Annotated in this window: 24 protein-coding genes and 1 pseudogene; 4 read left to right on the top strand and 21 right to left on the bottom strand. The window is 71.0% G+C overall.

All coding sequences use genetic code 11. The features are described 5' to 3' along the window. Positions 1-72: 72 nt before the first annotated feature. From OG490_RS34765 to OG490_RS34735, 7 genes are all read right to left on the bottom strand, one after another. Positions 73-1437: a carotenoid oxygenase family protein gene (locus tag OG490_RS34765; protein WP_330300262.1), complete on the bottom strand. Its 1365-nt coding sequence runs from the start codon at positions 1435-1437 to the stop codon at positions 73-75. Between the two features lie 68 nt (positions 1438-1505). Next, entirely contained in the window at positions 1506-1946 is a 441-nt protein-coding gene (locus OG490_RS34760; RefSeq protein ID WP_330300261.1) for an SRPBCC family protein, read from the bottom strand. A gap of 62 nt (positions 1947-2008) precedes the next feature. Then, positions 2009-3502, bottom strand: a complete 1494-nt coding sequence (locus tag OG490_RS34755) for an MFS transporter (RefSeq protein ID WP_330300260.1) — start codon at positions 3500-3502, stop codon at positions 2009-2011. Positions 3503-3636: 134 nt separating this feature from the next. Then, positions 3637-5628 carry an ATP-binding protein gene (locus OG490_RS34750; protein WP_330300259.1) on the bottom strand — a complete coding sequence of 664 codons (1992 nt, stop codon included), beginning with the start codon at positions 5626-5628 and terminating at the stop codon, positions 3637-3639. Positions 5629-5764: 136 nt separating this feature from the next. Beyond that, entirely contained in the window at positions 5765-6157 is a 393-nt protein-coding gene (locus tag OG490_RS34745; protein ID WP_330300258.1) for a nuclear transport factor 2 family protein, read from the bottom strand. A gap of 69 nt (positions 6158-6226) precedes the next feature. Beyond that, a complete protein-coding gene (locus tag OG490_RS34740; RefSeq protein ID WP_330300257.1) occupies positions 6227-7447 on the bottom strand; it encodes a cytochrome P450, cyclodipeptide synthase-associated in 1221 nt (406 codons plus the stop codon). A gap of 215 nt (positions 7448-7662) precedes the next feature. Beyond that, a complete protein-coding gene (locus OG490_RS34735) occupies positions 7663-8031 on the bottom strand; it encodes a hypothetical protein (protein WP_330300256.1) in 369 nt (122 codons plus the stop codon). A gap of 296 nt (positions 8032-8327) precedes the next feature. Here OG490_RS34735 and OG490_RS34730 point away from each other — a divergent pair, with 296 nt between their 5' ends. After that, positions 8328-9161 (top strand): PIG-L family deacetylase, encoded by an 834-nt coding sequence (locus tag OG490_RS34730; protein WP_330300255.1) that lies wholly within the window; start codon positions 8328-8330, stop codon positions 9159-9161. A 212-nt stretch (positions 9162-9373) separates the two neighbouring features. On the opposite strand, the gene OG490_RS34725 is transcribed toward OG490_RS34730, so the two are convergent. Continuing rightward, a complete protein-coding gene (locus tag OG490_RS34725; protein ID WP_330300254.1) occupies positions 9374-10105 on the bottom strand; it encodes an SDR family NAD(P)-dependent oxidoreductase in 732 nt (243 codons plus the stop codon). Positions 10106-10200: 95 nt separating this feature from the next. Between OG490_RS34725 and OG490_RS34720 the strand changes: the two genes are divergently transcribed. Further along, complete coding sequence (locus OG490_RS34720) at positions 10201-11091, top strand: LysR family transcriptional regulator (RefSeq protein ID WP_330300253.1); 891 nt, start codon at positions 10201-10203, stop codon at positions 11089-11091. Between the two features lie 70 nt (positions 11092-11161). On the opposite strand, the gene OG490_RS34715 is transcribed toward OG490_RS34720, so the two are convergent. The 8 genes from OG490_RS34715 to OG490_RS34680 all read right to left on the bottom strand — a co-directional run bounded on the left by OG490_RS34715 (position 11162) and on the right by OG490_RS34680 (position 18900). Beyond that, positions 11162-11365 (bottom strand): cold-shock protein, encoded by a 204-nt coding sequence (locus OG490_RS34715; protein ID WP_330300252.1) that lies wholly within the window; start codon positions 11363-11365, stop codon positions 11162-11164. Between the two features lie 198 nt (positions 11366-11563). Next, the gene (locus tag OG490_RS34710; RefSeq protein WP_330300251.1) at positions 11564-11800 is read right to left on the bottom strand and encodes a helix-turn-helix domain-containing protein; all 237 of its coding nucleotides are present in this window, start codon (positions 11798-11800) and stop codon (positions 11564-11566) included. Then, positions 11800-12387: a DUF2975 domain-containing protein gene (locus OG490_RS34705; RefSeq protein ID WP_330300250.1), complete on the bottom strand. Its 588-nt coding sequence runs from the start codon at positions 12385-12387 to the stop codon at positions 11800-11802. Before OG490_RS34705 ends, OG490_RS34710 begins: the two co-directional genes overlap by 1 nt. A 78-nt stretch (positions 12388-12465) precedes the next feature. Then, positions 12466-12969 carry a hypothetical protein gene (locus OG490_RS34700; protein ID WP_330300249.1) on the bottom strand — a complete coding sequence of 168 codons (504 nt, stop codon included), beginning with the start codon at positions 12967-12969 and terminating at the stop codon, positions 12466-12468. Positions 12970-12971: 2 nt separating this feature from the next. Beyond that, the gene (locus OG490_RS34695; protein WP_330300248.1) at positions 12972-15944 is read right to left on the bottom strand and encodes a CHAT domain-containing protein; all 2973 of its coding nucleotides are present in this window, start codon (positions 15942-15944) and stop codon (positions 12972-12974) included. Then, a complete protein-coding gene (locus OG490_RS34690) occupies positions 15941-16972 on the bottom strand; it encodes a tetratricopeptide repeat protein (RefSeq protein WP_330300247.1) in 1032 nt (343 codons plus the stop codon). Before OG490_RS34690 ends, OG490_RS34695 begins: the two co-directional genes overlap by 4 nt. Positions 16973-17224: 252 nt before the next feature. Beyond that, positions 17225-17893, bottom strand: a complete 669-nt coding sequence (locus OG490_RS34685) for an alpha/beta fold hydrolase (RefSeq protein ID WP_330300246.1) — start codon at positions 17891-17893, stop codon at positions 17225-17227. After that, on the bottom strand, positions 17890-18900 hold the full coding sequence (locus tag OG490_RS34680) for an NADP-dependent oxidoreductase (RefSeq protein ID WP_330300245.1): 1011 nt from the start codon (positions 18898-18900) through the stop codon (positions 17890-17892). The genes OG490_RS34685 and OG490_RS34680 overlap by 4 nt, the downstream gene beginning before the upstream one ends. A gap of 71 nt (positions 18901-18971) precedes the next feature. Between OG490_RS34680 and OG490_RS34675 the strand changes: the two genes are divergently transcribed. After that, positions 18972-19967 carry a GlxA family transcriptional regulator gene (locus OG490_RS34675; RefSeq protein WP_330300244.1) on the top strand — a complete coding sequence of 332 codons (996 nt, stop codon included), beginning with the start codon at positions 18972-18974 and terminating at the stop codon, positions 19965-19967. A gap of 68 nt (positions 19968-20035) precedes the next feature. On the opposite strand, the gene OG490_RS34670 is transcribed toward OG490_RS34675, so the two are convergent. Beyond that, a complete protein-coding gene (locus OG490_RS34670; protein ID WP_330300243.1) occupies positions 20036-20665 on the bottom strand; it encodes a class I SAM-dependent methyltransferase in 630 nt (209 codons plus the stop codon). Positions 20666-20793: 128 nt separating this feature from the next. Here OG490_RS34670 and OG490_RS34665 point away from each other — a divergent pair, with 128 nt between their 5' ends. Then, positions 20794-21429 carry a VOC family protein gene (locus OG490_RS34665; protein ID WP_330300242.1) on the top strand — a complete coding sequence of 212 codons (636 nt, stop codon included), beginning with the start codon at positions 20794-20796 and terminating at the stop codon, positions 21427-21429. Between the two features lie 85 nt (positions 21430-21514). On the opposite strand, the gene OG490_RS34660 is transcribed toward OG490_RS34665, so the two are convergent. From OG490_RS34660 to OG490_RS34645, 4 genes and pseudogenes are all read right to left on the bottom strand, one after another. Next, positions 21515-22087 (bottom strand): hypothetical protein, encoded by a 573-nt coding sequence (locus tag OG490_RS34660; RefSeq protein ID WP_443066002.1) that lies wholly within the window; start codon positions 22085-22087, stop codon positions 21515-21517. 42 nt (positions 22088-22129) lie between these two features. Continuing rightward, positions 22130-22315: pseudogene (locus OG490_RS34655) on the bottom strand (alpha/beta hydrolase); the annotation flags it as partial. Further along, positions 22296-23546, bottom strand: a complete 1251-nt coding sequence (locus tag OG490_RS34650; RefSeq protein ID WP_330300241.1) for an MFS transporter — start codon at positions 23544-23546, stop codon at positions 22296-22298. The gene OG490_RS34650 and the pseudogene OG490_RS34655, both read right to left, overlap by 20 nt. After that, the gene (locus OG490_RS34645) at positions 23539-24726 is read right to left on the bottom strand and encodes a HesA/MoeB/ThiF family protein (RefSeq protein ID WP_330300240.1); all 1188 of its coding nucleotides are present in this window, start codon (positions 24724-24726) and stop codon (positions 23539-23541) included. The genes OG490_RS34650 and OG490_RS34645 overlap by 8 nt, the downstream gene beginning before the upstream one ends. Positions 24727-24744: the final 18 nt, after the last annotated feature.

Raw genomic sequence — 24744 nt, 5'->3', positions numbered from 1 at the left:
CAGACGGACGATCTGCCGGAGCCGCGGGGATCGCGCGGCTCCGGCAGAACTGAGGTCCGTCCCCGATCCGGGTCAGCCCGTGGCGCCCTCCGCGGCGCCGTCGGCGATCCAGGAGCCGTGGAGGCCGGCGCTCACCCGGTGGGGCAGGTGGACCGTGGCGATGCGGTCGAGGCCGGAGGCGTCGAGGACCAGCAGCTGCGAGGCGTTCTGCTTGAGGTCGGAGACGACGGTCAGGAGGTAGCCGTCGTCTTCGCCCGTGGCCCCGGCCGCGGGGACGAAGACCGCTTCGCCGGGCATCCGGGCGTCGCCGACCTGGTGGATGCGGCGGGCGCCGGTGGTGCGGTCGTACTTGACCACCCCGTAGCCGCCGAATCCCTTCTCGTCGGGGAAGGAGATGGCGTACTGGTAGCGGTTCTCGGCGCCCAGGTACTCCTCGTTGAGCGTCGGGAACTCCACCGCGAGGTCGTCGATGATCTGCTCGTCCACGCTGCCGTCGACCGTGTCGAGGACCCAACGGCGGGTGTAGGAGCGGGAGACTGGCTCGCTGCCGCGCCCGGGCGCGCCGACCCACCAGTTCCAGGAGAGCCGGAATCCCTCGCGGTCCACGGTGGGGCCCTCCAGGACGATGCGGCCCTGGCTGTCCTCGAAGGCGTTGGAGACGTGCAGCATGTTGCCCGGTTCGATGGAGAACCAGCGGACGCGGCCGGCGCCGTCGGTGCCGCGCGGCATGACCCCGATGCGGGAGAGCTGTTGGTCGCTCCAGGAGTAGGGGATGCCGGAGGGCTCGCTCGGGTCGAAGGTGACGTTGCCCTCGACGAAGACCACGTGGCGGCGGGTGACGGCGAAGTCGTGCTTGAGGGAGGCGGTCGCCCCCGGGACGTCGGCGCTGTGGATGATCTCGCCCTTGGCGTTGGCGACGTAGTACGTCAGGAACGGCGGAAACGGCGAGGACCCGAAGAAGTGGAGCTCCCCGGTCAACGGGTCCTCCTTGGGGTGTGCGGTCATCGCGCCGCGCAGCTTGCCGTCGAAGTCGTGGACGCCGATGGTTTCCAGCTCCGGGGTGAGCTCGAAGGGAAGGTTCGCCTCGCACAGCGCCAGGAGGCGCCCGCCGTGTTCGATGACGTGGGTACCGGCGGCGCTGGCCGTCAGGTCGGGTCCGCGCTCGGTCATGTACGGGGCGCCGTCGAGGGCCGGGGTGTGCACCCAGCGGTTGCGGTACCACTCGGCACGGCCGTCACGCAGCCGGATGCCGTGGACCATTCCGCTGCCCTTGAACCAGTGGGTGGGGGTGACTCCGGGCTTGGGGTTGTGCCCGTTGCGCAGCAGCCGGCCCGACAGTTCGGGGGGCAGGGAGCCCTCGACGGTGAGGCCGGCGGCGGTGACCTCCTCGGTGACGGGGGTGAAGTGGCCGGTCAGGTACGGCTTGGCGGTCGTCATGGCAGGAATGCCTTTCGTGAATGCGTGGATACGTGAATGCGTAAGTGCGCGGAAGATGTGAGGGGTGGTCAGGCAGCCTGTTCCGCACGGTTCTTGAGGTGGGAGAGCCAGCCTTCGAGGGAGTCGTGGAGGGCCTTGCCGAGGTGGTCCACCGCGGCATCGACCGGGGCGCCGCTCCAGGACTCCTCGGTGCGGACGGTGGTGCGCCCGCCGCTCTGCTCGAACGTCCAGACGTGGATGCCGACGATGCCTTCGACCGTCCCGCCCCACACGGTCCGCACCCCGGGCACCAGCTCCTGCACGGTGGAGGTGATGTCGAGCCCGTGCGTGAGCCAGCTGAAGGAACTGCCGGGCCGCAGCGGGCCGTCGACCTCTGCCCGGTCGATGTCCGTGTTCCAGGCGGGCCAGCCCGCGATGTCGGTGTGCAGCGCCCACACGGTCGCCAGGGGCGCGTCGATGACGGTGCTCAGGCGGACGATGACGGGTGCGTTCTCGTCAATGGTGATCATGGTGATGTTTCCTGTCTGGTCTGGGTGGGTCGGATCGTTGGCTGGTCTGGCGGTCTGGCGGTCTAGCGGTTCAGTGGGACGCGGGAGAGCACGGTGCGGTTGGCCGTGGGGGTGGTCGTGGTCGTGGGGGTACGCGCCCCAGTGCGGCGGGTGAGGAAGAGCGCGAGGACGGCCGTGGCGGCCAGCGCCCCGGCCGACACCGCGAACGCGGTGCGGTAGCCGGCGGTCAGCGCCTCCAACGGGGCCTGACCGGAGGACGCGTGGGCGGTCACGGAACCGGCCAGGGTGGCCAGCGCGGCCAGCCCGATCGCTCCGCCGACCTGCCGCGTGGTGTTCACCAGCCCACCGGCCAGACCCGCGTCCCGGCCCGGAACGCCCTCCACGGCGAGTGCGGTGAGTTGGACGAAGGCGACGCCGAGCCCCAGGCCGACCAGGACGCTCGGGCCCAGCACGTCGGCGAGGTAGCTGCCGTCGGCGCTGATCCGCGACAGCCACAGCAGCCCGGCGGCCTCCGTCATCAGGGCCGCGGTCACGGTCGCGGTGGCACCGATGCGCCGGGAGATGCGCGGGGCGAGAGCGGAGCCGATCATATGGACCACCGCGAGGGGGAGTTGCCCCGTACCGGTGACCAACGGGCTCTCTCCCAGGACCTGTTGCTGGTAGAGCGGAAGGAAGAAGAACAGGGCGATCCATACGGACCCCAGCAGGGCCATCAGTACATTGCCCGCGGCGACCCGGCCGGCGGTGAGCAGCCGCAGCGGCACCAGCGCATCCGGCCGGCGGGCCTCGATCGCGCAGAACGCCGCGAGCAGCACCCCGGCGCCGGCCAAGGAGCCCAGCACCCCGGCGTCGCTCCAGCCGGCACCGCGCGCGGTGGTCAGGCCCCACACGAGGCAGGTCAGGGCCAGGGTGATGGTGGCGGTGCCCAGCAGGTCGAAGTGCCCGCCCGGGCGACCGGCATCGCGCGGTACGAGCACCAGTACGGCGGCCATGACCAGTGCCGCCGCGAGCGCCACCGAGTGGAAGATCCACGGCCAGCCCCACTGCTGGGTGAGCACACCGCCCAGGAGGACCCCGCCCGCCGCCCCCGCCCCGGACACCGCGCCCCACACGCCCAGGGCCCTGCCGCGCCCGGGGCCGTACGGGGACCCGTCCATCGCCAGCGCGAGCGCGGCCGGGGCGATCGCGGCGGCGCCCAGGCCCTGGACCGCCCGGGCCGCGATCAGTACCCCGGCGGAGGCGCCCAGTCCCGCCGCCAGCGAAGCCAGCGCGAAGAGGGCGAGCCCGGCGAGAAGCACCCGGCGGCGGCCCAGCAGGTCGGCGACCCGTCCTCCGGCCAGGAGCAACGCCCCGAAGGCCAGGCCGTAGGCGTTGACCACCCAGGTGGTTCCGCCGTCCGTGAGGCCGGTCCCGGCACGGATCTGCGGGAGCGCCACGTTGACGATCGAGGTGGCGAGCATGACGGTGAACTGGGCCGCGGCCAGTGCCGCGAGCACCGCTCCCGGTCCGGGGGCCCGGCGTACCGTCCGGCCCGTCTGCGTGCGTGCAAGGTTCATGACGCACAGACTCGGCGCGGCAGGTGTCCACTATCCAGGCCCGGCCGGGCCGGGCACTGTCCACTCCTGTCCGCACCTGTCCACCCGCCCCGGCCCGGCGGATGTCCCGCCGTTCGGGCCGGGGCAGGCCGCTGCTACCCCGGTTCCTCCAACTCCCGCTGCCACAGCGCCTCGCAGAGCAGGTCCAGCCCCTGACGCACATGTCGGCGGTAGGTCCCGTACGGCAGACCCAGACGGCGGGCGGCGGCCTCCTGGGTGGGCGCACCGGTGAAATGGCCGGCCGCGAGCGCGTCGCGGGCCCGCACACCGCGCGGGTCACCGGCGAGATCCTCGACGGCCTGGTGGAGCAGGTCGCGCAACTCCCCCACCGGATCGGAGAAGTCGGCCGCGAGCCGGGTGCGCATCAGCGCACACGCGGCGAACGCGCCCGGGTCGCGCCAGTGCGCCAGCGCCTCGCGCACGGCCTGGTCGAACGCACTGCGCGAGACGGGCGGCGGACTGGCCAGGACGGGGGCCTTCGTGGCCGATATGAAGTTCATGAGCCATGCCTCCACCGGCAGATGACGCCAGTCGACACCGAAGAGCCCGTAGGTGTACTCGCCGACCCGCGGGCGCGCACCGGTGTCCTCGAGGGTCCCCTTGACGCGCGCACCCCAGGTCTCCGCGTCCCGGAAGACGGCGAAGCCGAAGGCGCGGCCGCGGGCCCGGGCCGCCTCCGCCTGGGCCCGGGAGCTGCTCAGGTCGGTGACGCGCGAGGGAACCTGGTAGTGCTCGGGGTAGATCGAGAAGCGGCTGACGCCGATGTGTTCGCCGGGGCTCACCGGAGCGATGGCCTCGGTGTACTGCCACGCGGCAGCCACGACCGGATCGGTGGCCACGTCCTGCGGGTCGGCCGGGGCGGGCAGTGCCAGCCGGGCCGTGAAGGCCACGACCCGCCCGGTGTCCACGAGCCGGTAGACGCTGAAGGCCTCCGGCTGGCGCTGGGCCCAGTACCGGACCAGTTCCGCGGAGGCGGGCCCCTCGGTCTCCTCGGCCATCCGCAGGACGACATCGATGTCGTCCTGGTGGAGAGGACGGTCGTGCACTTCCTCCTCGCGGGACCAGGACCGCAGCCGGGCCAGGGTCTCGCCCTCCCGGAAGAGGTAGAACAGGTCGTCGGTGACCGTCCACACCCGCTCCTGCGGCGCCTCGCGCAGGATGCGCAGGTACTCGTCCGCCAGGCGCCGGCGTATCGACTCGAAGGCGTTGGGCGCCCGCCAGCGCAGATCGGCGGCCAGCGTCTCGCGCGCGGCGTCGTGCGGGTACAGCCCCCGGTGAGTGGACTCCATGAACGGCAGGTCCCGCAGCCAGGAGAAGAGCGGATGGACGTCCTCCCCGGGCAGCACCGAGGCCAGCAGTTCCTCGGACGTCGAGTGGGCCTGCGCCGCCACCTCCAGCGCGCGGCGGTGCGCCGCCGTCGGCACCTCCCCTATCAGCCCCGCCAGCAGGGTGCGCAGGACGTCCGCCGTGGGGGCCCAGACCTCCTGGTTGTCGAAGCCCCCGGATCCCGCCGCGGCGGCCAGCGACAGGGCCAGCGGGTTGCCGCCGGCGAAGCGCAGTACCCTGTCCCGGATCTCGGGCCGGATCTGCGCCGCCGTCAGCAGGTTCCGGGCCTGCTCCTCGGAGAACGCCTCCAGTTCGCTGACGTGCAGGAGCCGGGACCAGGCGGGGTCGGCGGTCCACTGCGGCTGCGGAGCACGCCGGCCGGACAGGACGACGAGGGTGTCGTCCGCGGCGCGGGGCAGGAAGTGGTGCCACAGCCAGCTCTCCAGCCACTGGCAGTGCTCGAAGGAGTCCACGAACAGCACCGTGCCCGCAGCGTCCAGGAACGGACGGGCAGCCTGCTCGAAATCGGCGGGGTCGCGGCTGACGAACCGGCCGTCGAGTTCGACGAGCGGCCGGCCGGCCGCACGCGCGTGGTCCGCCAGACGCCGCAGCAGCGTCGACTTCCCGATGCCGCCCGGCCCGTACACGTAGAACGCGAACGGTGCCTGCGGGTCGCGGTCCAAAGCCTCCCCGAAGCGCGCCAGTTGCTCGTCCCGGCCGATGAAGGCCTGTACGCGCGCCCTGCTCAGTCTTTCCCCCACGGACACCATGGCGGTTCTCATTTCCTTTGTTCCAGTACGGGACAGCCATCTGCGCGGGCACGGTCAGGGCCTCGCGGTGGCAGCCATGGGCGCGGGGCACGCATGGCGGTGGCCGGGGCCCGCAGGCCCGTACGGCTCAGGTGATGAGCCCGAGGTTCTGGTCGTCGGTGCGGCCGGTCACCAGGAGGGTGGTCTCCTCGACGCACCGGAACCGGCCGTCGGGGGCGAGGTGGGCGAAGAGGTAGACCTCGGTGCGGGAGGTGTGGCCGTCGTGGTGTCCGAGGGTGACGGTGTGGCGGTCGGCGTACCGCAGCCCGTCGCGGAGTTCGTCGTGGACCTCTATGTGTCCGCTGCGGATCAGGGAACGCAGGCGGGTCATGTGCTGGGCGAAGGAGGCCCGGTCACTCCACACGCCGTTGGTGCGCTGGCGGTAGTCGGCGGTGAAGTGCCGGTCGATGGCCTCCTCGAGGCCGAGGCCCGGGGTGAACAGCAGATCGTTGATGGCCCGGGTGATGTCGGTCGGTGTCATACGGGGGTTCTCCTGCGGAGGGTGGGGGGTGTGGGGCAATGGGGGCGGTGGCGGAACGCCGGCGCCGTCTCAGTGGACGGGGGTGAAGTCCAGCAACAGCGAGGCAGGGCCGCGGGTGTACAGGCCGGTCTCCCGGTAACGGAAGCCGGGGCTGTAACGGACCTGGCCGAGCAGCGGCAGGAGCATCGCGGCGACGGTCTCGATCTCGGCGCGCGCGAAGGCGGCGCCGACGCACTGGTGGAGCCCGGTGCCGAAGGACAGGTGCTGGGCGGCCGCGGTGAAGGAGCGGGCGGTTCCCAGGTCGGGGCGGTGGATGTCGAAGACGTCCGGGTCGGTGAACGCGTCGGGGTCGCGGTTGGCCGCGCCGATCATGCAGAAGACGGTGGCGCCCGCCGGGACGGTGCCGCCGTCGAACACGGCGTCCCCCTCCGCCTGGCGGGGAACGAGCTGGACCGGCGGGGTGTGGCGCAACGTTTCTGCAATCGCGGCGCCCAGCAGCTCCGGGTCCCGGCGGACCTGCGCCAACTGCTCCGGATGGTCGAGCAGATGCTTGAAGAGCAGGGCGAGCGTCTTGTCCGCGGGCTCGGTGGAGGCCACCAGCACATTGATGATCAGCCCGGTGACCTCACGATCGCTCATGACGGCGCCGTCGTACTCGGCGGTGCACAGCTTCGATATCAGGTCCTCGCCGGGCCGGCGGCGCCGCTCCTGGATCACGGGCAGGAGGTAGGCCTCCAACTGCTCGGCGCAGTCCAGGCAGTGGCGGCGGCGCTCGGGGGTGAGGGTCAGGCTGGTGACGAACTCGGCGATCCCGCTGTGCCAGTCGGCGACCCGCTGCCAGTCCGCCCTGTCGAGGCCGAGGACGTCGAGCGTCACGTGCACGGCGAAGGGCTTGCCGAAATCGTTCAGCAGGTCCATCCGGCCCACGGGAAGGAACGGGGCCAAGATCTCTTCGGCGTTGGCGCGGATGGCGGGAATCCGGTCCTGGAGCGCCCGGCCCGTGAGGCCCCGTACGACGGTCTTCCGCTTGGCGGTGTGCTCGGCCCCGGTCATCTGCGCGAGGATCGGCCCGCGCATCACCGGCTCGGCGCGCGCCTGCAGGTTCTCGGTGGTGAAGGCGTCGTGGTCGCTCAGCACCCGCCTCACGTCCTCGTGGCGGGAGACGAAGTAGCAGTCGATCTCCGGCTCGTGGTGCACCGGCGCCTGCTCCCTCAACTGGGCGAAGTACCGGTAGGGGTCAGCAGCGAAGTCCTCGGACAGGACGTTGAATCGGGGAGTGACCACGGACATGGCGAAGACCTCTCGAACGGTGCGGTGCAGGGAGGGAGCACGAACGCCGAGCGGACGTCCACCGTGCTCTCCCCGTGAGTCGTGGCGGCCAGCGCCGCTGACCGATCCGGGCTGCAAGACGAACGAACAAGGTTACAGGTTCCGCTTGTTGGTACGAATTCCAGCCACGCGGATGATCATGCGATGCGTCGTAGGCATCCCGCGCGAGAGCGAGATCAGCGTTGCACCGTGACGCACGGACGCTCGGCGCGGTGCTCGAAACGCGCACAGATCCGGTCACCGTGCCGGAAGGTCCGCCGCATGGGCCACGAGACGATCTCGAACTTGGACTGCGCGATCTGCTCGGACGAAGCCGCCTTCCACCCGCCCAGGGTCTGGATCCGCTTGCCACCCCGTACGACGAAGCTCTCGGCACGGGCACCCGGATACCAGCCCGTCAGGACGGCCCGGACCTCCCGCACCTCCAGGCCGTCACCCACCACGCCGACACCGACCGGCCCCTTGTTGGCCCCGCCGCTCGCATGGGCCGGCGCGGCAACGGCCAGTACGAGCCCCACCGCGGTCACGTAGATCGTTCTCCTCATGACGGCATCAACGGCCGAAAGACGGCGAAGGCACGGCTCACGCGTCCGAGCCGCCCCGGACCCGCCCGGAAGTGGCAGTGTTCCCGCAGGGCAGCCTGTTGGCTCGTCGAACGCCGCGCCGGGAACAGCCGACCCGTTCGGCACGGTTGCATCTACAAAGGGACCGGCGCCGGACGGGCGGGGTACGCGGAGGCCACCCGGCCGCCCGCCCCACCAGGATCCGGACCGGACCCCAGGACCGCGGTACAACCGCCGCACACTCGTACCAACACGTAATTCCGCAGGAGGAATGTTTCATGACCGACCGGCCCTTGACGCTCATGGCAGTACACGCCCACCCCGATGACGAGGCCACCGGAACCGGAGGGGTCCTCGCCCGGTACGCGGCGGAAGGCATCCGCACGGTGCTCGTGACGTGTACCGACGGCGGTTGCGGTGACGGACCGGGCGGTGTCAAGCCGGGCGATCCCGGGCACGATCCGGCGGCCATCGCCCTGATGCGCCGTCAAGAGCTCGAAGCGAGCCGCGACGTCCTGAAGATCAGCGACCTGGAGACGCTGGACTACGCCGACTCCGGAATGATGGGCTGGCAGAGCAACGACGCCCCCGGAGCCTTCTGGCAGACGCCCGTGGAGAAAGGCGCCGCCCGACTCGCGGAACTCATGCGGCACTACCAGCCCGACGTGGTCGTCACCTACGACGAGAACGGCTTCTACGGCCACCCCGACCACATCCAGGCCCACCGCATCACGATGGCTGCGCTGGAGATGACCGAGCTGACGCCGAAGGTGTACTGGACGACGATGCCCCGCTCGGCGATGCAGCGCTTCGGCGAGATCATGCGCGAGTTCCAGGAGGACATGCCCGAGCCGGATCCCGCCGAAACCGCCGCGCTCGCCAAGATCGGCCTCCCCGACGACGAGATCACCACCTGGGTGGACACCACCGCATTCAGCGGTCAGAAGTTCGACGCCCTGGCCGCGCACGCCAGCCAGGGCGAGAACATCTTCTTCCTCAGGATGGGCAAGGAGAGGTTCGGCGAGCTGATGGGCATGGAGACCTTCGTACGCGTCCAGGACCCCACCGGCGCAGCCCTGCCCGAGAACGACCTCTTCGCCGGACTGCGCTGACCCACCCGTCCGACGGGGGCTTGGGAAACACACCGGCTACGCGGTGCGCGGAGTCCTGTCACACACCCGCAGACTCGTCCACGCGAGTTCCGCTCCGGCGGCCCCGCACCCAAGCCCCCGTGACGGAAAGTTGGGCCGCGCCGACCCACGTGAAGCTCGCCGGAGACGCGCGGGGAAAGCAGTAACCCCGGCGGGCGGTGCGGTCCTGCACATCACCAGGGAACCACACCGGCGTCGTTGAAGAACTGGCCGGTCGGGCCGTTGTCGGGCAGGGTCGCGAGTTTGACGGCGATCGCCGCGCCCTGTTCGGGGGTGCGCAGGCCGCGGAAGCCGTTGAGGTCGGTCGCGACGTAGCCGGGGCAGCCGACGTTGATCAGGATGTTCGTGCCGCTCAGCTCACGGACGTACTGGAGGGTGACGGCGTTCAGGAACGTCTTCGACGGCGCGTACGCCGCGGCCACCGGACCTGCCGTCTGCTCGGCAGCGGGTCCTGATTGGCGGGCGAGGGAGCCGACACTGCTGGACATGTTCACGATCCGCGGTGAGGCGGAGCGGCGCAGCAGCGGAAGCATCGCGTTGGTGACGCGGACGACGCCGATCACGTTGGTCTCCACGACCGTCCGGATGGTGGCGGGATCGACCATGGTGGGTTCCTGTGGCATGCCGCCGGTGATGGCGGCGTTGTTGACGAGCACGTCGAGACGCCCCGCCCGTTCCTCGATCAGCCGTGCGGCGGCGGTCGCGCTCGCGTCGTCGGTCACGTCCAGGGGTACGCCGAATGCCTCGACACCGGCCGCACGCAGTTTATCCACCGCGGCGTTGCGGCGCTGTTCGTCGCGGGCGCCGACGCCGATGCTCCAGCCGAGGGCGCCGAGGCCGGCAGCGATCTCGTAGCCGATTCCCTTGTTGGCGCCGGTGACCAGCGCAATCGTTCGTTCGCTCATGGGGACCATGCTGCGCTCCGGCCCCGACGGGGGTCCAACACCGATCGGGTGGGCAACGATGCCGTCCAGGTATTGATCCGGGATACCGTGGCGGTATGGAGACCCGGGAACTGCGCTACTTCGTCGCCGTCGCTGAAGAGCTGCACTTCGGGCGCGCCGCACAGCGGCTCGGGATCACGCAGCCGCCCTTGTCACGGGCGATCCAGCAGCTCGAACGGCGGCTCGGGACAGCACTGCTGGATCGGACCAGTCGCACGGTCACGCTGACCGAGGCCGGCTCGGTGCTGCTGGTCGAGGGCCGGGCGGCCCTCGACGCGGTCAGCGCCGCCGAGCGGCGGACCCGCCGCGCCGCCCTGCCCGCGACCGGCCGTCCCGGCCTGGTCCTGGTCACGAAGGCCAACGCGTCCAGCGAACTGCTGGCGAAGCTGCTCGACGCGTATGCCGCCGAACCCGGCGCGGTTCCCGTCGAGGTCATCCTGTGCGGCCCGGCCGAGCAGGCACGACTCCTGCGCGAGGGCCGGGCCGACGTGGCGCTGCTGCACCGGCCGTTCGACTCGACGGCCGGGTTCCACACCGAAGAGCTCAGCACGGAGGGCCAGGTGGTGGTCCTGCCGGCCGGGCATCCGCTCACCGCCCGGGCCCATGTGCACATGGCCGACATCACCGGGTTGCCAGGTCTCCCCCTGCCACGCTGGCCCGAGCCCGACGGCACGTACCTGCCCGGTCCCGGTCCCCAGGTCCGCGACCATGCGCAGTTGTTGCAGCTCGTCGCGCTCGGCCGGGCCTGCTCGGTCTCACCGGAGTCGTGCCGGTCCCAACTGCACGCCGACCTGGCCGCGGTGCCCGTGCTGGACGCTCCCGCGGTCACGACCGTGATCGCCTGGCCGCCGCACAGCCGGTCCAGAGCCGTCGCCGACCTCGTCCGGACTGCGACAGGGTCCGGGCCGCCGGAGAGTGGGGAGGCGGCAGGGGGCGGCGTCCATTGAGCCGGTTCCCGGGCGACTCGAACCCTTGCCCCCGCACCAGTGGAGTGGTGCGGGGCTCAGGCGTGGATCGTCAGGCGACGACCGTGACGTTGTCGGCCTGGGGGCCCTTGGGGCCCTGGGTGACTTCGAACTCCACCTTCTGGTTCTCCTCCAGCGAGCGGTAGCCCCCCGACTGGATCGCGGAGAAGTGGACGAACACGTCCGGGCCCTCGTCCTGGGCGATGAACCCGAAGCCCTTTTCCGCGTTGAACCACTTCACCGTGCCTGTTGCCATGCTGTTCTCCTTCAAGAGTGACGACGCTGTCAGTACGAGGTCGGAGCCGCAACTGATCAGCGCACATGACGCAAGGTACGGGCCCGAGCACCAGCCGCGATATGCGGAACTCAGCCACCTGAAGGCTTACTTCGGCTAGAAATCCACCCTGCCGAACCTCACACGGAAGCGGTGTCCCCACGGCAGGCTCGCTCGAGCTCAGCCGGGCCCGTTCGACGGGTCGTGGGTGATGAGGTCTCCCGGCTGGCAGCCGAGGACCTCGCAGATCCTCGACAGGGTCGAGAAGCGGATGGCCTTGGCCCGCCCGTTCTTGAGGATGGACAGGTTGACCACGGTGATGCCCACCTGTGCGGACAGTTCGGTCAGCGTCATCCCGCGCTCGGCCAGGAGCCGGTCGAGGTGGATCCGGACCGAGTGGAGTTCCTCGTCGGGCATCAGATGGTCCCTTCGAGGTCCTCCCGCATGCGCACACCCTCGCGCATGATCCTGCCCATGACCACCGCGGCGAGACCGGCGAGGACGAGCACCAGCGGCCCGGAGACCGTCGGCCCGGAGCCCACGATCGGCGCCATGCTGTCCACCAGCCAGGACTGGGACCATCCGGTGACCAGACCGGTCAGCGGCGTGCCCACGGCAACGAACCAGCCCAGGACGGACAGCCGGCGCGCCACCGTCTCCGTGAACGGCCCCTGCTTCACGACGCCTTCGAGCAGCCGGGAGAAGAGCAGCAGCGCTAGGGCGCTGAACAGCAGCCACGGCAGTTCGATCCCGAGGTCGGCGGCGCGCTGGCCCGCGGAAGGGCTGTGCTGGCACAGGCGCGCGGCGCTGCTGTACGCCTCCACTCCCTTGCCGACCGGCAGGCCGCCCGGTGCCAGCGCGGCGTTGCGCCAGAACTCCGACTGTACGCAGATGTCGCCGTCGTCGAGCAGGTGCGTGATCCCTGTGCCGATGAAGGCGAGCCCGCAGAGCATCGCCAGTCCGAAGGTCACCGAGGTCAGAGTCCTCGTGAGCCGTGTGTTCACCGCGTCCCTCCCTATCGATTATCGATAGGGATGAGACTAGGGGGCATATCGATAATCGACAAGCCCCGGGGCGGGTGGTCAGGGTTCCGGGGTGTCGTTGCCCGTCAGTACGCGGGTCGCGGTGCGGGCGAGGCTGTTCAGGGTCTGGGGGTCGGCTGCCGCCTTGCGGAGGTGGAAGAGGAACTCCGTCTTGCCGTCCTTGCGGTGGATCTTGATGTCCACCTTGGTCTGCAGCCAGGAGACCAGGGCCGCCAGCAGGACGATTCCGGCGCCCGCGGCCTCTACGGAGAGCTGGTCGTCCGCTGGCGGGTCGGCAGCGATCGGGGCCGCGACCGGTGCGGTGGCCGGGTCCGCCAGGGCTACGTCGAGGAGGCGGCGGGCGGCGGCCGTGGCCGCTGCCTCGTCGTCCAGGATGCGGTCCAGGTCGGCCCGGGCCGTCAGCGAGCGGATGGCCTCGCGGGCCTCGGACTCGCTCAGCTGAGGTGAGGGCGCCGAGGACGCCGAGACGTCGCTCAGCTCCTCGGTAAGTTCCTGGAGGACGAGCACCAGGGCTCGGTCGTCGAGGGGGTCGGTCAGGGACACGGTCATCTCCAGTCGCCGTTCAGCACCATGGGCGCGAAGTGGTAGGGGTGGGTGAGCCACGGGGCGTCCGACCGATCGAGCAGTTCGCGCTGGGCGCGCCAGTAGCAGACCCAGAGGGGTGTGTTCGGATCGGCCTTCATCCGTGAGTAGAGGGCGGACACCTGCAGGCCGGAGCTCTCCTGGTTGACGTTCCAGAGCGTGGAAAGCACCGAGCGCGCCCCCGCCTGCAGGAACGCCCTGGTCAGCCCGGCGAACTCGTCGCCGCGGTTCGTCTCGGCCTGCCAAGCGGAGGAGCAAGCCCGCAGCGTGATCAGGGCCGGAACCGACGGATGGTCGGTGAGCTGGGAGGGCCGCAGGAGGACGGCGCTGCGCTGCGCGACCGACAGGCGCCGGATGTGCTTTGTGGGCGGCGCCGACGCGCCGAGGGGCGAGAGGACCAGCCCGGACTCCATCGGGTTGGCCGGGTCCGCGTAGCCGTGGCAGGTGAAGTGCGCGACGTCCGCGGTGCGCAGGGCGTGGAGGACAGCCGACGAGTGCGCGTCCGACCCGGTGAGCTCCGTGACCTGCCAGCCCGCCGACTTCAGCAGCGTGCCGTCCGTCCGGAAGAGCTCGGGGTTGGGGTCCTCCTGTGCGGCTACGCCGACGAACAGGGCCCGGCCTGTGCGGCGCAGCGGGGTGCGCCGGCGCAGGACGGGTGCCAGCACGCTCAGGCTCGGGGTGTAGGTCAGGCAGTTGCGGGTCGCCAGCCGCGCGCCGTCCGCCATGGGCAGGGCGTGCAGTGGCAGGAGGTGCAGTGGGCCGTGGGGTGCCACGCAGATCAGGGTCTGCGGCGCGGTGAACTCGGCGAACGCGGTCAGGCGGGGGCCGAGGGCGTCGAGGAAGGCGATGCTGCGACGGTGCGGGGCGCGCGGCCTGAGCGGGGCGAGGGGCGGGAAGCTCTGGGGGTCGCCGTTGAAGATCCGGCGGAGTTCGTCCGCTGCTCCTTGCAGTTCGTCCCGGCCGATCCGCACCCGCTCGGCCCGCAGCTCCGCGTGGGTGGCGAGTACGAACACGTAGGTGTGCCGCGTGCCGCAGAAGAAGGATACGAAGGCCATGCCCTCGGGCGGCGCCGCGTCGGCGAGCAGGGCCTCGGTCCGGTCTGTTGTCAGCGGGGCCGCCCCCAGGTGGGCGAGCGTGGTCGGCGACTTCGCCTCCTCGTGCAGGTCGAACGCGAGCCGCCAGGCCTCACTCTCGGTGAGCCCGAGGGATTCCGGGGCGCCGACCAGGAGGCCGAGGAGTTCCTCGTAGATGCCGAAGTGCTCGCTCACCAGCTCGGCGCGCCGGTCGGGCACCTGCGTACGGGCGAGGAGGCGCTGGACGTGCCGCCGTGCCAGCTGGTACTCGGCCAGTGCCGCTCGCGGCCGGCCGAGTTCGTGGGCGAGTGCGGAGGCGAAGCGCGTCCGGATATGCAGGCACTCCAGACCTTCCGGGTCGCGGGAGGCGGCCTCCGCGAGGAGGTCGGTGAAGAGCCGGTGCCCCCGCTCGCGCTCGCCCCCGCGGATGACTTCACGGGCCAGGAACGCCCCGACGGCCGCCCTGTGCCGCCAGGAGGTGAGCTGGGTGAAGGCGGACTGGAGCAGGCCGAGGTGGGCCGCGCGGTCCTGGTCGTCGAACTTCTGGCCGCGCAGGAGGTAGTCGCCGAGCGCGGTCTCGTAGTGCCCGGAGGTGATTCCCGTCGCGAGCGCTACGAGGTACAGCTGTTTGGCCGAGTCGACGTCGCCTAGGGCGGAGGTCGCGTCCGCGAGGCCGAACCAGCTGATCAGCTCCCCACTGTCGCCCTGCGGCAGGGTGCGGGATGCGTTGATCGCGTCGCGGAAAGCGGCCCGGGCACCGGCGGCGTCGCCCATGGCGAGGCGGATCTGGCCGATGTTGTTCAGCGTGGCCGACACCCTGCGGTCATCGTGATGGCGCCGCGCTTCGGCCAGGACCTGCTCAAAGGCCTGGAGGGCTTCGCGCTGCCGTCCTGCCTTCGAGAGGGAAGCGGCGCCGTTCGTCACGGCCGAGAACCGCAGCCGATCGTCCCCGCAGCGTTGGGCTGCCAGGCCGGCCGCGGCGAAGTCGGCTGCGCCGAGGTCGTACTCCCCGAGGTCCTCCTGGATCAGGCCGCGCAGGTTCAGGAGTCCCGACCGCTTGGCCACGGTTTCCCTGTGATCGGGCATCGACTCCAGGACGATGTTCACGTGGGACAGCGCCTCACTGGTCCGGCCGAGGGAACGGAGATATCCGGCGAGCCTTTCATGGCAGAGCCAGGCAGCCACGATGTCTGCGTGGGCCGTCGCGATTGTCAGACCTTCACGGGCCAACCGGACGGCCTCCTCCAGCTCCCCGTCCGCGTCGGCCAACGCCGTCCGGGCGGTCAACAGTTGGAGCCGCAGTGTGTCCCCGGCCGGCGTGCCGTCCGGCTGCGCCCGGTCGAGGTGCCGGCGTGCGGCCCGCGGCGCCCCCCGGCGCCGCAGCAGCGCTGCCCACATCGCCCGGCCGAAGGCCTGTTCGTTCGGTCCGCCCCAGACCACGCCGATGACGGCGCAGGCCGAGGCGTGGCGCTCCCTCTCCACCGTGCGTGCGTCCGCGAACCAGGCCTGCAGGAGGGGCAAGGAGGCGCGGGCCAGTTCCGGGTACCGCCGAGCGAAGAGGTACTGGTCGAGGGCGGAGCCGCAGGCGAGCAGGCGGTCCAGAAGCTCCGCCGGCGTCTCAGGCGCTCGCGCCGCCCCTGTCGCAGCCGAGCGCGGGAGCGCCGCTTCCACCTGTGGAACCAGTGACCGCAGGAACGCGGCCTCGGCGTGCCGTCCGCCGGCCTCGGCGGTCGCTGCGCGAGCACGCAGACCGGCGAGGAGCTCCGGGCCGTCGAAGGGCAGCGCGGCTTCGAGGACAGCAGGCAGACGGCTGAGCTGGTCCAGCAGGAGCAGGCGCTCGATGATGTCCTGGGTCTGCGTCACGTTCCACGCACCCTGTCGTACTGGGCCTGGAACGCGGCCCGGGATCCCGCGTCCGGCGCGAGGGGCAGGGCCTCGGTGGCGTGGTGGTCCATCCGTTGGTCTCCGGCCACGCCGTAGACCATCGCCAGGGCAGCGTGCCCGTAGAAGTCGAGCGCCTCGGTGGCGGCCAGACCATCGGCCAGCCACAGCCCCTCGGCGACGTTCCCCGCGCGGACCTCTGCCTGCATCAGGCAGCGCTGGATGTCCGGGTTGTTCGGAGACAGCCGGTACTGCGACCGGAGATCCCGCAGGGCGCCGTGTGCGTCTTCAGTGCCGGAGGAGGCGACCGCGAGCAACCGGTCCGGGTTCGGAAGGACGGCCGTCGAGACGGAGCGCCAATGATCGAGGATGGCGGACCGCGGAGCGACCCGTTCCAGGGCGAGCAGCGCCTCGTGCCACTCCGCCTCGGCTCCCGCCTGGTGGGTCGCCGCCGTGAGGAGTTCCAGCACCTGTGAGTGATCGCCGTGGAGGCGGCGCGCCCGGTTCAGGGCGTCCATGACCTCCGGCCAGTCGACGCCGCTGCGCGGGATCCGGGCCAGCTGGTAGAGGCCCCTTGCCAGCATGATGTGCTCGTCGATTCCGCCGCCCTCATCGGCGAGGCGCTCGGCCAGGAAGGCGGCCCGGCGCTGCTGAAAGTCCACCTCGGCCACGCGCCACTGCAACCACACGCGGACATCAGCGAGTTGACGGTCGGCTGCGGCGAATCCGGGGAAGGCCGCCAGGATGCGCTCCAGCTCTCGCGACGCCCGTTCCACACTGCCGATCAGGATGTAGGCGCTCGCAAGATCGCACCGCACGGCCGGATCCGCCGGACCGGAGTCGGCCAGGAACTCCAGCAACGGGAGCCCTTCCATGGGGAGTTCCGCCACCAGATAGGCAGATGCCAGCGCATGCAGGTCTCCCGACAGGCCGGCGGCCATGGCCAGCGATTCCAGGGAGCTCAGCTTCGCCGGATCCCTCGTGGAGACGAACTGCTCGTAGCACTCCATGACTTCGGGACTCGAGTGCGTTCCTCGATACTGCGGACCCCAACCTATGGTCGGTTCACCAGTCACGCTGGACCACCCCCGTTGCCCGCTCGCACAACCGGGCATCCTGTCGACTCAGACTCATCGGGCGTCAAAGAGTCTGCCAGGTACACCGGTTCCGCGTCGGGCGTGACGGCGAACCGGCCGCCTGGACAAAACCCCGGCGGCCCTCCGCCGGATCTCGCACCGCGCCCGGCGGCACGTCGACGCCGGTCAGCCGTGGCTCAGGAGCACCTTCAGCAGCTGATCCGGCGCCTCCCGCATGACGTTGTGGCCGCTTTCGACGGCGTGCGTGCGCCACTGCGGTGAGCCGCTCAGCCGCTCGTACAGTTCTGTGAAGGGCGACGGCGTCGGCCACTTCGTGGCGTAGACGTACGACTTCTCGGCGAAGCGTGCCAGATCGCCCTCCAGGCGGACCGCCTGGAGCAGCGAGGCCAGCGGGTGCGGGGTGGCGCGCGGGTCGAAGAAGGGGAGCGGGGCGCTGGTGTAGCCGTTCTCCCCGGTGCCGGCGAGGTACCACTCGCGTTCGTTGTCCGACACCAGCGACCAGGTGGACTGGCCGTCCTCGGGGACCATCGCGTCCACGTACACCAGCCCCTTCACGCGCTCCGGGACCCGGTCGGCGGCGCCGGTGATGACCATGCCCCCGTAGCTGTGGCCGACCAGTACGGCATCGGTGACCGCCTCGTCCTCCAGCAGGTTCACCACGTCCGCGATGTGCGTGTCCAGGTTCACGGACGGGGTCAGCAGGTGTCTGCGGCTGCCGAGTCCGGTCAGGCTCAGCGGGTAGGCGTGGTGTCCGAGGCTCCGCAGTTCGCGGGCGAGCGGCTCGAAGGTCCAGGCGCCGTGCCAGGCACCGGGGACGAGTACGTACGTGGTCACTTGCGGGCTCCTCGAATCGCGTCGGCGCCGGTGGCGGTGGCCCCGGTGGTCAGTACGATCTTGCCGCTGGTGCGTCCGGATTGCGAGAGCTCGTGCGCCCTGCCCGCTTCGGCCAGCGGCAGCACCTGCGCGATGTGCGGGCGCAGTTCGCCCCGTTCGGCGAGCGCGGCTATCTCCCGCATCCCCGCGTGGTCGGCCTCCACGGCCATGAACACCGCCCGGACGCCGAGCGCCGCCGCCTCCTCGGCCAGGGCCGCTTCGCCAGGTGAGGCGAGGGAGACCACGATGCCGCCGGGGCGCAGGGTGCGCAGCGAACGCGGGCCGTACGTGCCGCCGATGGTGTCCACGACGACGTCCATGCCGGACACGGCCTCGGCGAAGTCGGTGGTGCGGTAGTCGATCACCTCGTCGGCGCCGAGCGAACGGACGAAGGCGTGCTTCGCGGCGCTCGCGGTGCCGATGACGTGCGCGCCGCGGGCCTTGGCGATCTGGACGGCCAGGTGCCCCACTCCCCCGGCCGCCGCGTGCACCAGCACCCGCTCCCCCGGCCGCACGCCGGCCGTGTCCACCAGGGCCTGCCAGGCGGTGAGGGCGGCCAGCGGGAGGGCGGCGGCTTGTACGTGGTCGAGTCCGGCGGGCTTGTGCGCGAGGTGCCGGGCGGGAGAGGTGGCGTACTCGGCGTAGGTTCCGGCCGGGACCGGGTGGCGGGGCATGCCGAACACCTCGTCGCCCGGCCGGAAGAGGGTGACGCCGATGCCGACGGCCTCGACGGTGCCGGAGAGGTCCCACCCGAGCGGGACGGGCGAACCGTCGGCGCCGGCCAGGCCGCCGGTGGTGCGGTGCCAGACGTCGGTGGGGTTGACGGCCGCGGCATGGATCCGTACGAGCACTTCCGCGGGGCCGGGCTCGGGACGCGCGGTCTCGGTGAGGCGGAGCACTTCGGGGCCGCCGAGGGCGGTCTGGGTGATGGCCCACATGGGGTGGTGCTGTGTCTTCGTCGTCGTCATGTGATCAAGGATGCGGGGCCCCGTCCCGGCGGACGAGTGGCCGGAGTGACACGATGTGAAAAGATCCGGCCATGCCTCCTGAGCGGACCCACCGGGTCGTCGTCCTGGCCCTCGACGGGGTCTACCCCTTCGAAATGACCATTCCGGTGCGGATCTTCGGTACGGCCGAAGGCCCGGACGGTGCACCCCTCTACGAGATCCTCACCTGCAGCCTCGACGGCCGCCCGGTCCGCACCAGTGCCGACTTCAGCATCACGGTCGAGCACGGCGGCGAGGCGGTCGCCACCGCAGACACCCTCGTGATCCCGCCCTTCATCTGTGGCCCCGGAGCCGACGGCGCGGACCCCGGCGCGGTGGAGTGGCTGCCTGCCGAACTGGCCCGGACCCTGTCCCGGCTGCCCGTCGGCGCACGGATCGTTTCGATGTGCACGGCCTCCTACGTCCTGGCCACCGCGGGCCTCCTGGACGGCCGCCGGGCAACCACCCACTGGAACGAGGCGGAACACTTCCAGCGCGCCTTCCCCCAGGTCGAGGTGGACGCGGACGTCCTGTTCGTGGACGGCGGCCAGGTGCTCACGGCCGCCGGGGTCGCCGCCGGAGTCGACCTCTGCCTGCACCTGCTGCGCCGCGACCACGGCAGCGCGGTGGCCAACCGGGTCGCCCGGCTGTGTGTCGTACCGCCGTGGCGGGAGGGCGGGCAGGCGCAGTTCATCGAACGGCCGGTGCCGGAGGTTTCGCAGGCGAGCACCGCCGTGACCCGCGAATGGGCCCTGACCCGACTCGGTCGCCCGATCGCGCTGGCGGAGCTGGCGCGGCACGCGGGGATGAGCGTACGGACCTTCTCGCGCCGGTTCCGCGACGAGGTCGGGATGACCCCCGGCCAGTGGCTCACCCGGCAGCGCGTCGAACACGCCCGGCGCCTGCTGGAGGTCACCGACCTGCCGGTGGACCGCATCGCACAGGAGGCGGGCCTGGGTACGGGCGCCTCACTGCGACGGCACATGTCACACGCGATCGGGGTGGCACCGATGGTGTACCGGCAGACGTTCCGGGCGCGGGCGAACTAGACGGCCCAGGGCCCTGTTCGGTATCAGGCAGCAGGACGGTGGCCCGGCAGTTGGGATTCCGACTCGCCTCAGCTGAGGCGGGCCAGGAGGTGGGCGTCGAGGAAGCCCCGCTCGGAGGCAGGGTCGTGGAGCAGGCGGGCGAAGGTGACGAGCCCGGCGCCGGCCAGCAGCTCGGCGAATTGGTCCGCCGGCCAGCTGTAGGCGGGTGTCACCTTGTGGTCGAAGCGGACCGGCTCGGGTGCGTCGGTCGCGAAGAGCGAGACCAGGAGCAGGCCGCCCGGTGCCAGGACCCGCGCCTGCTCGGCGAGGAGCGCGGGTAGTGCCCCGGGCGGGGTGTGGATCATCGAGTAGTGGGCCAGGAGGCCGCCGAGGGCCCCGTCCTCGACCGGCAGGGCCTCCATCCGTGCCTCGTCGAACCGCAGCGCCGGATGGGCCCGCCTGGCGTGGTCGACCATGGCCGGGGAGAGGTCGAGGCCGAAGGCGTCCAGCCCCAGGTCGTGCAGCATGGCCGTCAGATGTCCGGGCCCGCAGCCGACGTCGGCCACCCGCGTGTTCCCCGACCCGCGCACCAGCTCGGCGAAGGTGTCGACCATGGCCCGCGCGAACGGCCGCGTCTCCAGCCGGTCGGCGAACATCGACGCGTACAGCTCGACGACCCCGTCGTAGGCGGCCCTGGTCTCGTCCTGGTGCTCCATCACGAGGAGGAAGCTAACACCCGCGCTTGCGCGGCCGTTCTCCGGCCTGTGTCGGCAGTGCTGACGCCCGGCTCGACGGGCGGCGGGCGTGGCGTGGGGATTTGTGCGGGTCAGCGGGTGATGATGGCGCGGTGCGACTTGATCATGTGTCCTATGCGGTGGCCCGCGACAGCTTCGTTTCGACCGTTCAGTGGATCGGATCGGCCCTCGGCGCCGGGTTCGTCGACGGGGGCGTGCACCCACGATTCGGCACCCGAAACTTCATCCTCCCGCTGAGCGGCGGCACCTACGTCGAGGTCGTCACCACACTCGACCACCCCGCCGCCGACCGCGCACCCTTCGGCCAGGCGGTCGCGCGCCGCGCCGCCGAGGGCGGCGGCTGGCTCGGTTGGGTGGTATCCGTCGACGACATCACCCCGGTCGAGGCCCGCCTCGGCCGCGCCTCGGCCGAGGGCCACCGTGTCCGCCCCGACGGGTTCGACCTGAGGTGGAAACAGATCGGCGTGCTGGAACTGCTGGAGGACCCGCAACTGCCCTACTTCCTCCAGTGGTCGGTCCCCATCGAGGAGCGCCCCAGCGCCGACCCGCGCACCTCCACCACCATCCACGGGGTCTCCATCGCCGGCGACGCCGCCTCCATCTCCGAATTCCTCGGCGAACCGGCCGACCACCCCCTCGACCAGATCGACGTCACCTGGGTCGAGGACGAGGAACCGGGCCTGGTCTCGGTGGAGTTCGCCACCGCCCGCGGACCGGTCACGATCTGACCAGGGTCCGACTGCCGCGCGGGAGCAGCTCGGCGGCCGGCGCAGTGCAGTTCGGGCCCTGCCGAGCATCCGGCCGCCGAGTGCGTCAGGCCTCGGCCGCGCTGGACAGTGCTTCGGCGATCAGGCGGGTGGCGAAGTCGGGGTCGTCGGTGATGCGGTTGATCTGCTCCGCGAGGAGGATGGCGGTGGCTTCCAGCGGGTTCATCTCCGCTTCGGTCCACTCGCCGTACTGCTTGCGCCAGAGGCTGGGGCTCAGGCCGGTGCCTGCCGCGATGACCATGCCGGCCATGGTGGGGATGGCCTCGGAAGGGACGCTGCGGGACATCGTGCTCATGGTGGCCACGAGGTTGGGTACCACGTACTCGATGACGTCCTTGTCGTGCTCCTCGCAGGCTTTCCGCAGCCACGTCATGAACATGTAGATGAGCGTGCACGCGCCGTCGAGCAGGTCATCGGCTTCCCTGGGCCCCAGGGATGCGATGAACTGGTCCGTCAGCCGCCGCTGTTCGGGGCCGATCTCGGTCGTGTCGCCGTAGATCAGTTTGAGACGGGAGTCGATCACCATGAGGGCGGCGCCCACGTCGCCGGCGGGAGCGTACTGAGAGTCGTAGGACGATGGCACTGGGCTCTCCTTGGCGTCGGCGGCATGGAGCCTCATGTCCGTACGGTAGACCGCCCATCGGGGCGGGGGCTGGTGAATGCCGATGCCGGGCAACGCGAGGAGGGCGCCCAGGGTGGTCCGCCATTCGGGGACCGCATTTTCGACCATCGGGCCGATGAAGGACTCGAAGATCTCGTCGACCGGTCCACCGGTCTGGAACGCCCGGCGGAGGTCGGCGCGAGCCTGCTCATCGGCGGCGGGTTGATCACCCGGCGCCGCTGGTTCCCGCCCTGCGGAGGGGGGAGAGCAGGGTGCCGAGCCAGACGGCGCCCTGGAGGGCTCCGGCGACGAGGAAGAGGACGGTGGCGGACCACTGGCCGATGACCCAGCTGCCGAAGAGAGCGCCGAGCGGGATGGTGATGAAGGAGAGCGAGCGGCCCACCGAGGTGACCCGGCCGATGAGTTCGGAGGGGACGATGGACTGCCTGAAGGTGTACCAGGGCACCACGATCGCGGAGGTCGAAATGCCGAGGAGGAACATGGATCCGCCGATGACGGGGGTGGACGGTGACAGTGCCGGCAGTGCGAGGGAGAGCGCCATCAGGCCCATCGCGGCGGTGAGGGTGGGGCCGACGGGGAAGCGGCGGATGACGGCGGGTGCCAGGGTCGCCCCGAGCAGGGCGCCGGCTCCCTGTCCGGCGAAGACGAGGGCGAGCGCCGTCTGCCGGCTCCTGCCGTCGTCGGTGACGATGTAGATGAGGTTCGCTTCCAGGCCCAGGGCGGCGAAGTTGGTGACCGTCATCAGGGCGGTGCCCCACAGCAGGGGGACCGAGTCGCGGATGAAGACCAGGCCGTCCTTGAAGTCGCTTCCGACGTTGCGCGCGATCTCGCCCCAGCGCACCGGGGCCCGGCCGCCGGTCCCGTGCGGGGCCCAGCGGATGAGCAGCGCGGAGGCCGCGAAGGAGACGGCGTTGACGGCGCAGGCCGTGGCGGGGCCGATCAGGGCGATGATCGTGATGCCGACGACCGGGCCGAGCATGCTGAGCGCGGAGTCGGTGCCCTGGACCCAGGCGTTCATGACGGGCCGGCGCGATTCGGGGACCCGGTCGACGAGGAAGCCCTGGAAGGCGGGTACGTAGACGGGCCGGACCGTGCCGAGCAGGAGTGCCAGGGCGTAGAGGAGCCAGATGGACGGTTTGCCGGTGAAGAGCAGTACGGCCATGACGCCGACGAGGGCGGCTGCGATGCCGTCGCAGGAGATCATCAGGCGGCGGCGGTCAGCGCGGTCGGCGATGGTGCCGGCGAAGAGGCCGACCGCCACGTACGGGATGATCTCCAGTACGTAGGTGATGGCGGTGGAGATCGCCGAGCCGGTCTGTTGCAGGACGAGCAGGGGCAGGGCGAAGCGGTAGATCCAGTCCCCGGTGGACGAGACGATGAAGGCCGAGCGGAGCAGGGTCTCGCCGCGACGGTCGGAGTCCTTCACCTGCTTCGCGGCGTATGCCGCGTCAGTCATTGGGCCACGCTCCCTGCTGGACCAGGGGCGGAGCGGGGGTGAGGGCGTCTCGGAGGTCCGCGAAGCGAGCCGGGGTGGTGACGCCCTTGCAGGCGGGGCAGTCGGGATCGCGCTGCCAGGTCTCTCGTTCGGCGAGGACCGGAGTTTGGAAGGTCACCTGGAGCAACCTGCCCACCGACAGCGGGGTGGACACTCCGGTGGCCAGGCGTACCAACTCGCCGACCAGGAATGCCGTTTGCAGAGAGACGAGGCCGTTGAAGGCGGCCATGTCCTCACCGAAGCGCAGCCCGGCGTCCTCCTCCGTGCGCTGCTGGAGGTAGATGTCGCGGGAGGTGGTGTCCGCGGCGTGAGCGGCGGACTTCCAGCAGGCCACACAGCCGCTGATGCCGGGCAGGACCGTGAAGTGGACGGCGCGTTGGGTGTCGACGCCGCCGGTGACCAGGGCCGCGCCCGCGCGCAGGCAGCCCTCGTTCAGCCAGGTCAGGGCGCGGGTCTTGGGGCGGTCGATGGCGGCGATGACGATGTCGCGGTCGTGCACGGCCTCGTAGACGTCGTCGGCGGACATCAGCTTCTTTTCGAGGGTGTGCAGGGTGACGTCGCTGTTGTAGCCCTTGACCCAGGCCGCAGCCTGCTCGATCTTCGACTTGCCGATGTACTGCTCTCCGTAGAGGACTTGGCGGTTGAGGTTGGAGAGCTCGACGGTGTCGAAGTCGACGATGCGGATGTCCCGAAAGCCCATGGCGACCAGGTCCATCAGGACGTGCGAGCCGACGCCTCCGACGCCGAGCATGGCGACCTTGGTGTCGCGGATGCTGCGCTGGAAGGCGTACTTGGACCGGTCGAGGGTCGCGTAGGTCTCGAAGAAGCCGAGGCTGCGGGACCAGCGTTCCAGGTCGTAGGCGGTGAGGCCCTCATGCGAGGCGTCGGCGTCGTGGAGGAGTCGGGCGTCGTCGAGGTCGGCAAGTGCCTGGTCGAACTCCTCGCGGGTCACGGCCGGGTGGCGGCCGGTGAGCTCGGTGAAGACGGAGGTGGGCTCGCGGGCGCCGTCCAGGAGTCCGACTAGGTCGGAGACGACTCCGTCGGGGTCCTCCAGGGTGAGGATCTCACCGGCCATGCGGAAGTTGATCCCGGAGTCGTCCTTGAATGACGGGATGGTGGACTTCAGGGCCGGCTTCGGCACCGTACTCTCCCCTTCTTG

Source organism: Streptomyces sp. NBC_00503 (assembly GCF_036346895.1).
Taxonomy (GTDB): domain Bacteria; phylum Actinomycetota; class Actinomycetes; order Streptomycetales; family Streptomycetaceae; genus Streptomyces.
The sequence above is the reverse complement of the archived record's forward strand: the minus strand, read 5'-3'. Positions and strand labels throughout refer to the sequence as shown.

Excerpts from the sequence above, each read along its gene's own strand:
- OG490_RS34690 (WP_330300247.1), bottom strand. The coding sequence starts at position 16,972 with ATGGAGTGCTACGAGCAGTTCGTCTCCACGAGGGATCCGGCGAAGCTG.
- OG490_RS34660 (WP_443066002.1), bottom strand. The coding sequence starts at position 22,087 with ATGAGGCTCCATGCCGCCGACGCCAAGGAGAGCCCAGTGCCATCGTCC.
- OG490_RS34730 (WP_330300255.1), top strand. The coding sequence starts at position 8,328 with ATGACCGACCGGCCCTTGACGCTCATGGCAGTACACGCCCACCCCGAT.
- OG490_RS34755 (WP_330300260.1), bottom strand. The coding sequence starts at position 3,502 with ATGAACCTTGCACGCACGCAGACGGGCCGGACGGTACGCCGGGCCCCC.
- OG490_RS34765 (WP_330300262.1), bottom strand. The coding sequence starts at position 1,437 with ATGACGACCGCCAAGCCGTACCTGACCGGCCACTTCACCCCCGTCACC.
- OG490_RS34735 (WP_330300256.1), bottom strand. The coding sequence starts at position 8,031 with ATGAGGAGAACGATCTACGTGACCGCGGTGGGGCTCGTACTGGCCGTT.
- OG490_RS34650 (WP_330300241.1), bottom strand. The coding sequence starts at position 23,546 with ATGACTGACGCGGCATACGCCGCGAAGCAGGTGAAGGACTCCGACCGT.
- OG490_RS34725 (WP_330300254.1), bottom strand. The coding sequence starts at position 10,105 with ATGAGCGAACGAACGATTGCGCTGGTCACCGGCGCCAACAAGGGAATC.
- OG490_RS34740 (WP_330300257.1), bottom strand. The coding sequence starts at position 7,447 with ATGTCCGTGGTCACTCCCCGATTCAACGTCCTGTCCGAGGACTTCGCT.
- OG490_RS34745 (WP_330300258.1), bottom strand. The coding sequence starts at position 6,157 with ATGACACCGACCGACATCACCCGGGCCATCAACGATCTGCTGTTCACC.
- OG490_RS34720 (WP_330300253.1), top strand. The coding sequence starts at position 10,201 with ATGGAGACCCGGGAACTGCGCTACTTCGTCGCCGTCGCTGAAGAGCTG.
- OG490_RS34675 (WP_330300244.1), top strand. The coding sequence starts at position 18,972 with ATGCCTCCTGAGCGGACCCACCGGGTCGTCGTCCTGGCCCTCGACGGG.
- OG490_RS34760 (WP_330300261.1), bottom strand. The coding sequence starts at position 1,946 with ATGATCACCATTGACGAGAACGCACCCGTCATCGTCCGCCTGAGCACC.
- OG490_RS34710 (WP_330300251.1), bottom strand. The coding sequence starts at position 11,800 with ATGCCCGACGAGGAACTCCACTCGGTCCGGATCCACCTCGACCGGCTC.
- OG490_RS34680 (WP_330300245.1), bottom strand. The coding sequence starts at position 18,900 with ATGACGACGACGAAGACACAGCACCACCCCATGTGGGCCATCACCCAG.
- OG490_RS34715 (WP_330300252.1), bottom strand. The coding sequence starts at position 11,365 with ATGGCAACAGGCACGGTGAAGTGGTTCAACGCGGAAAAGGGCTTCGGG.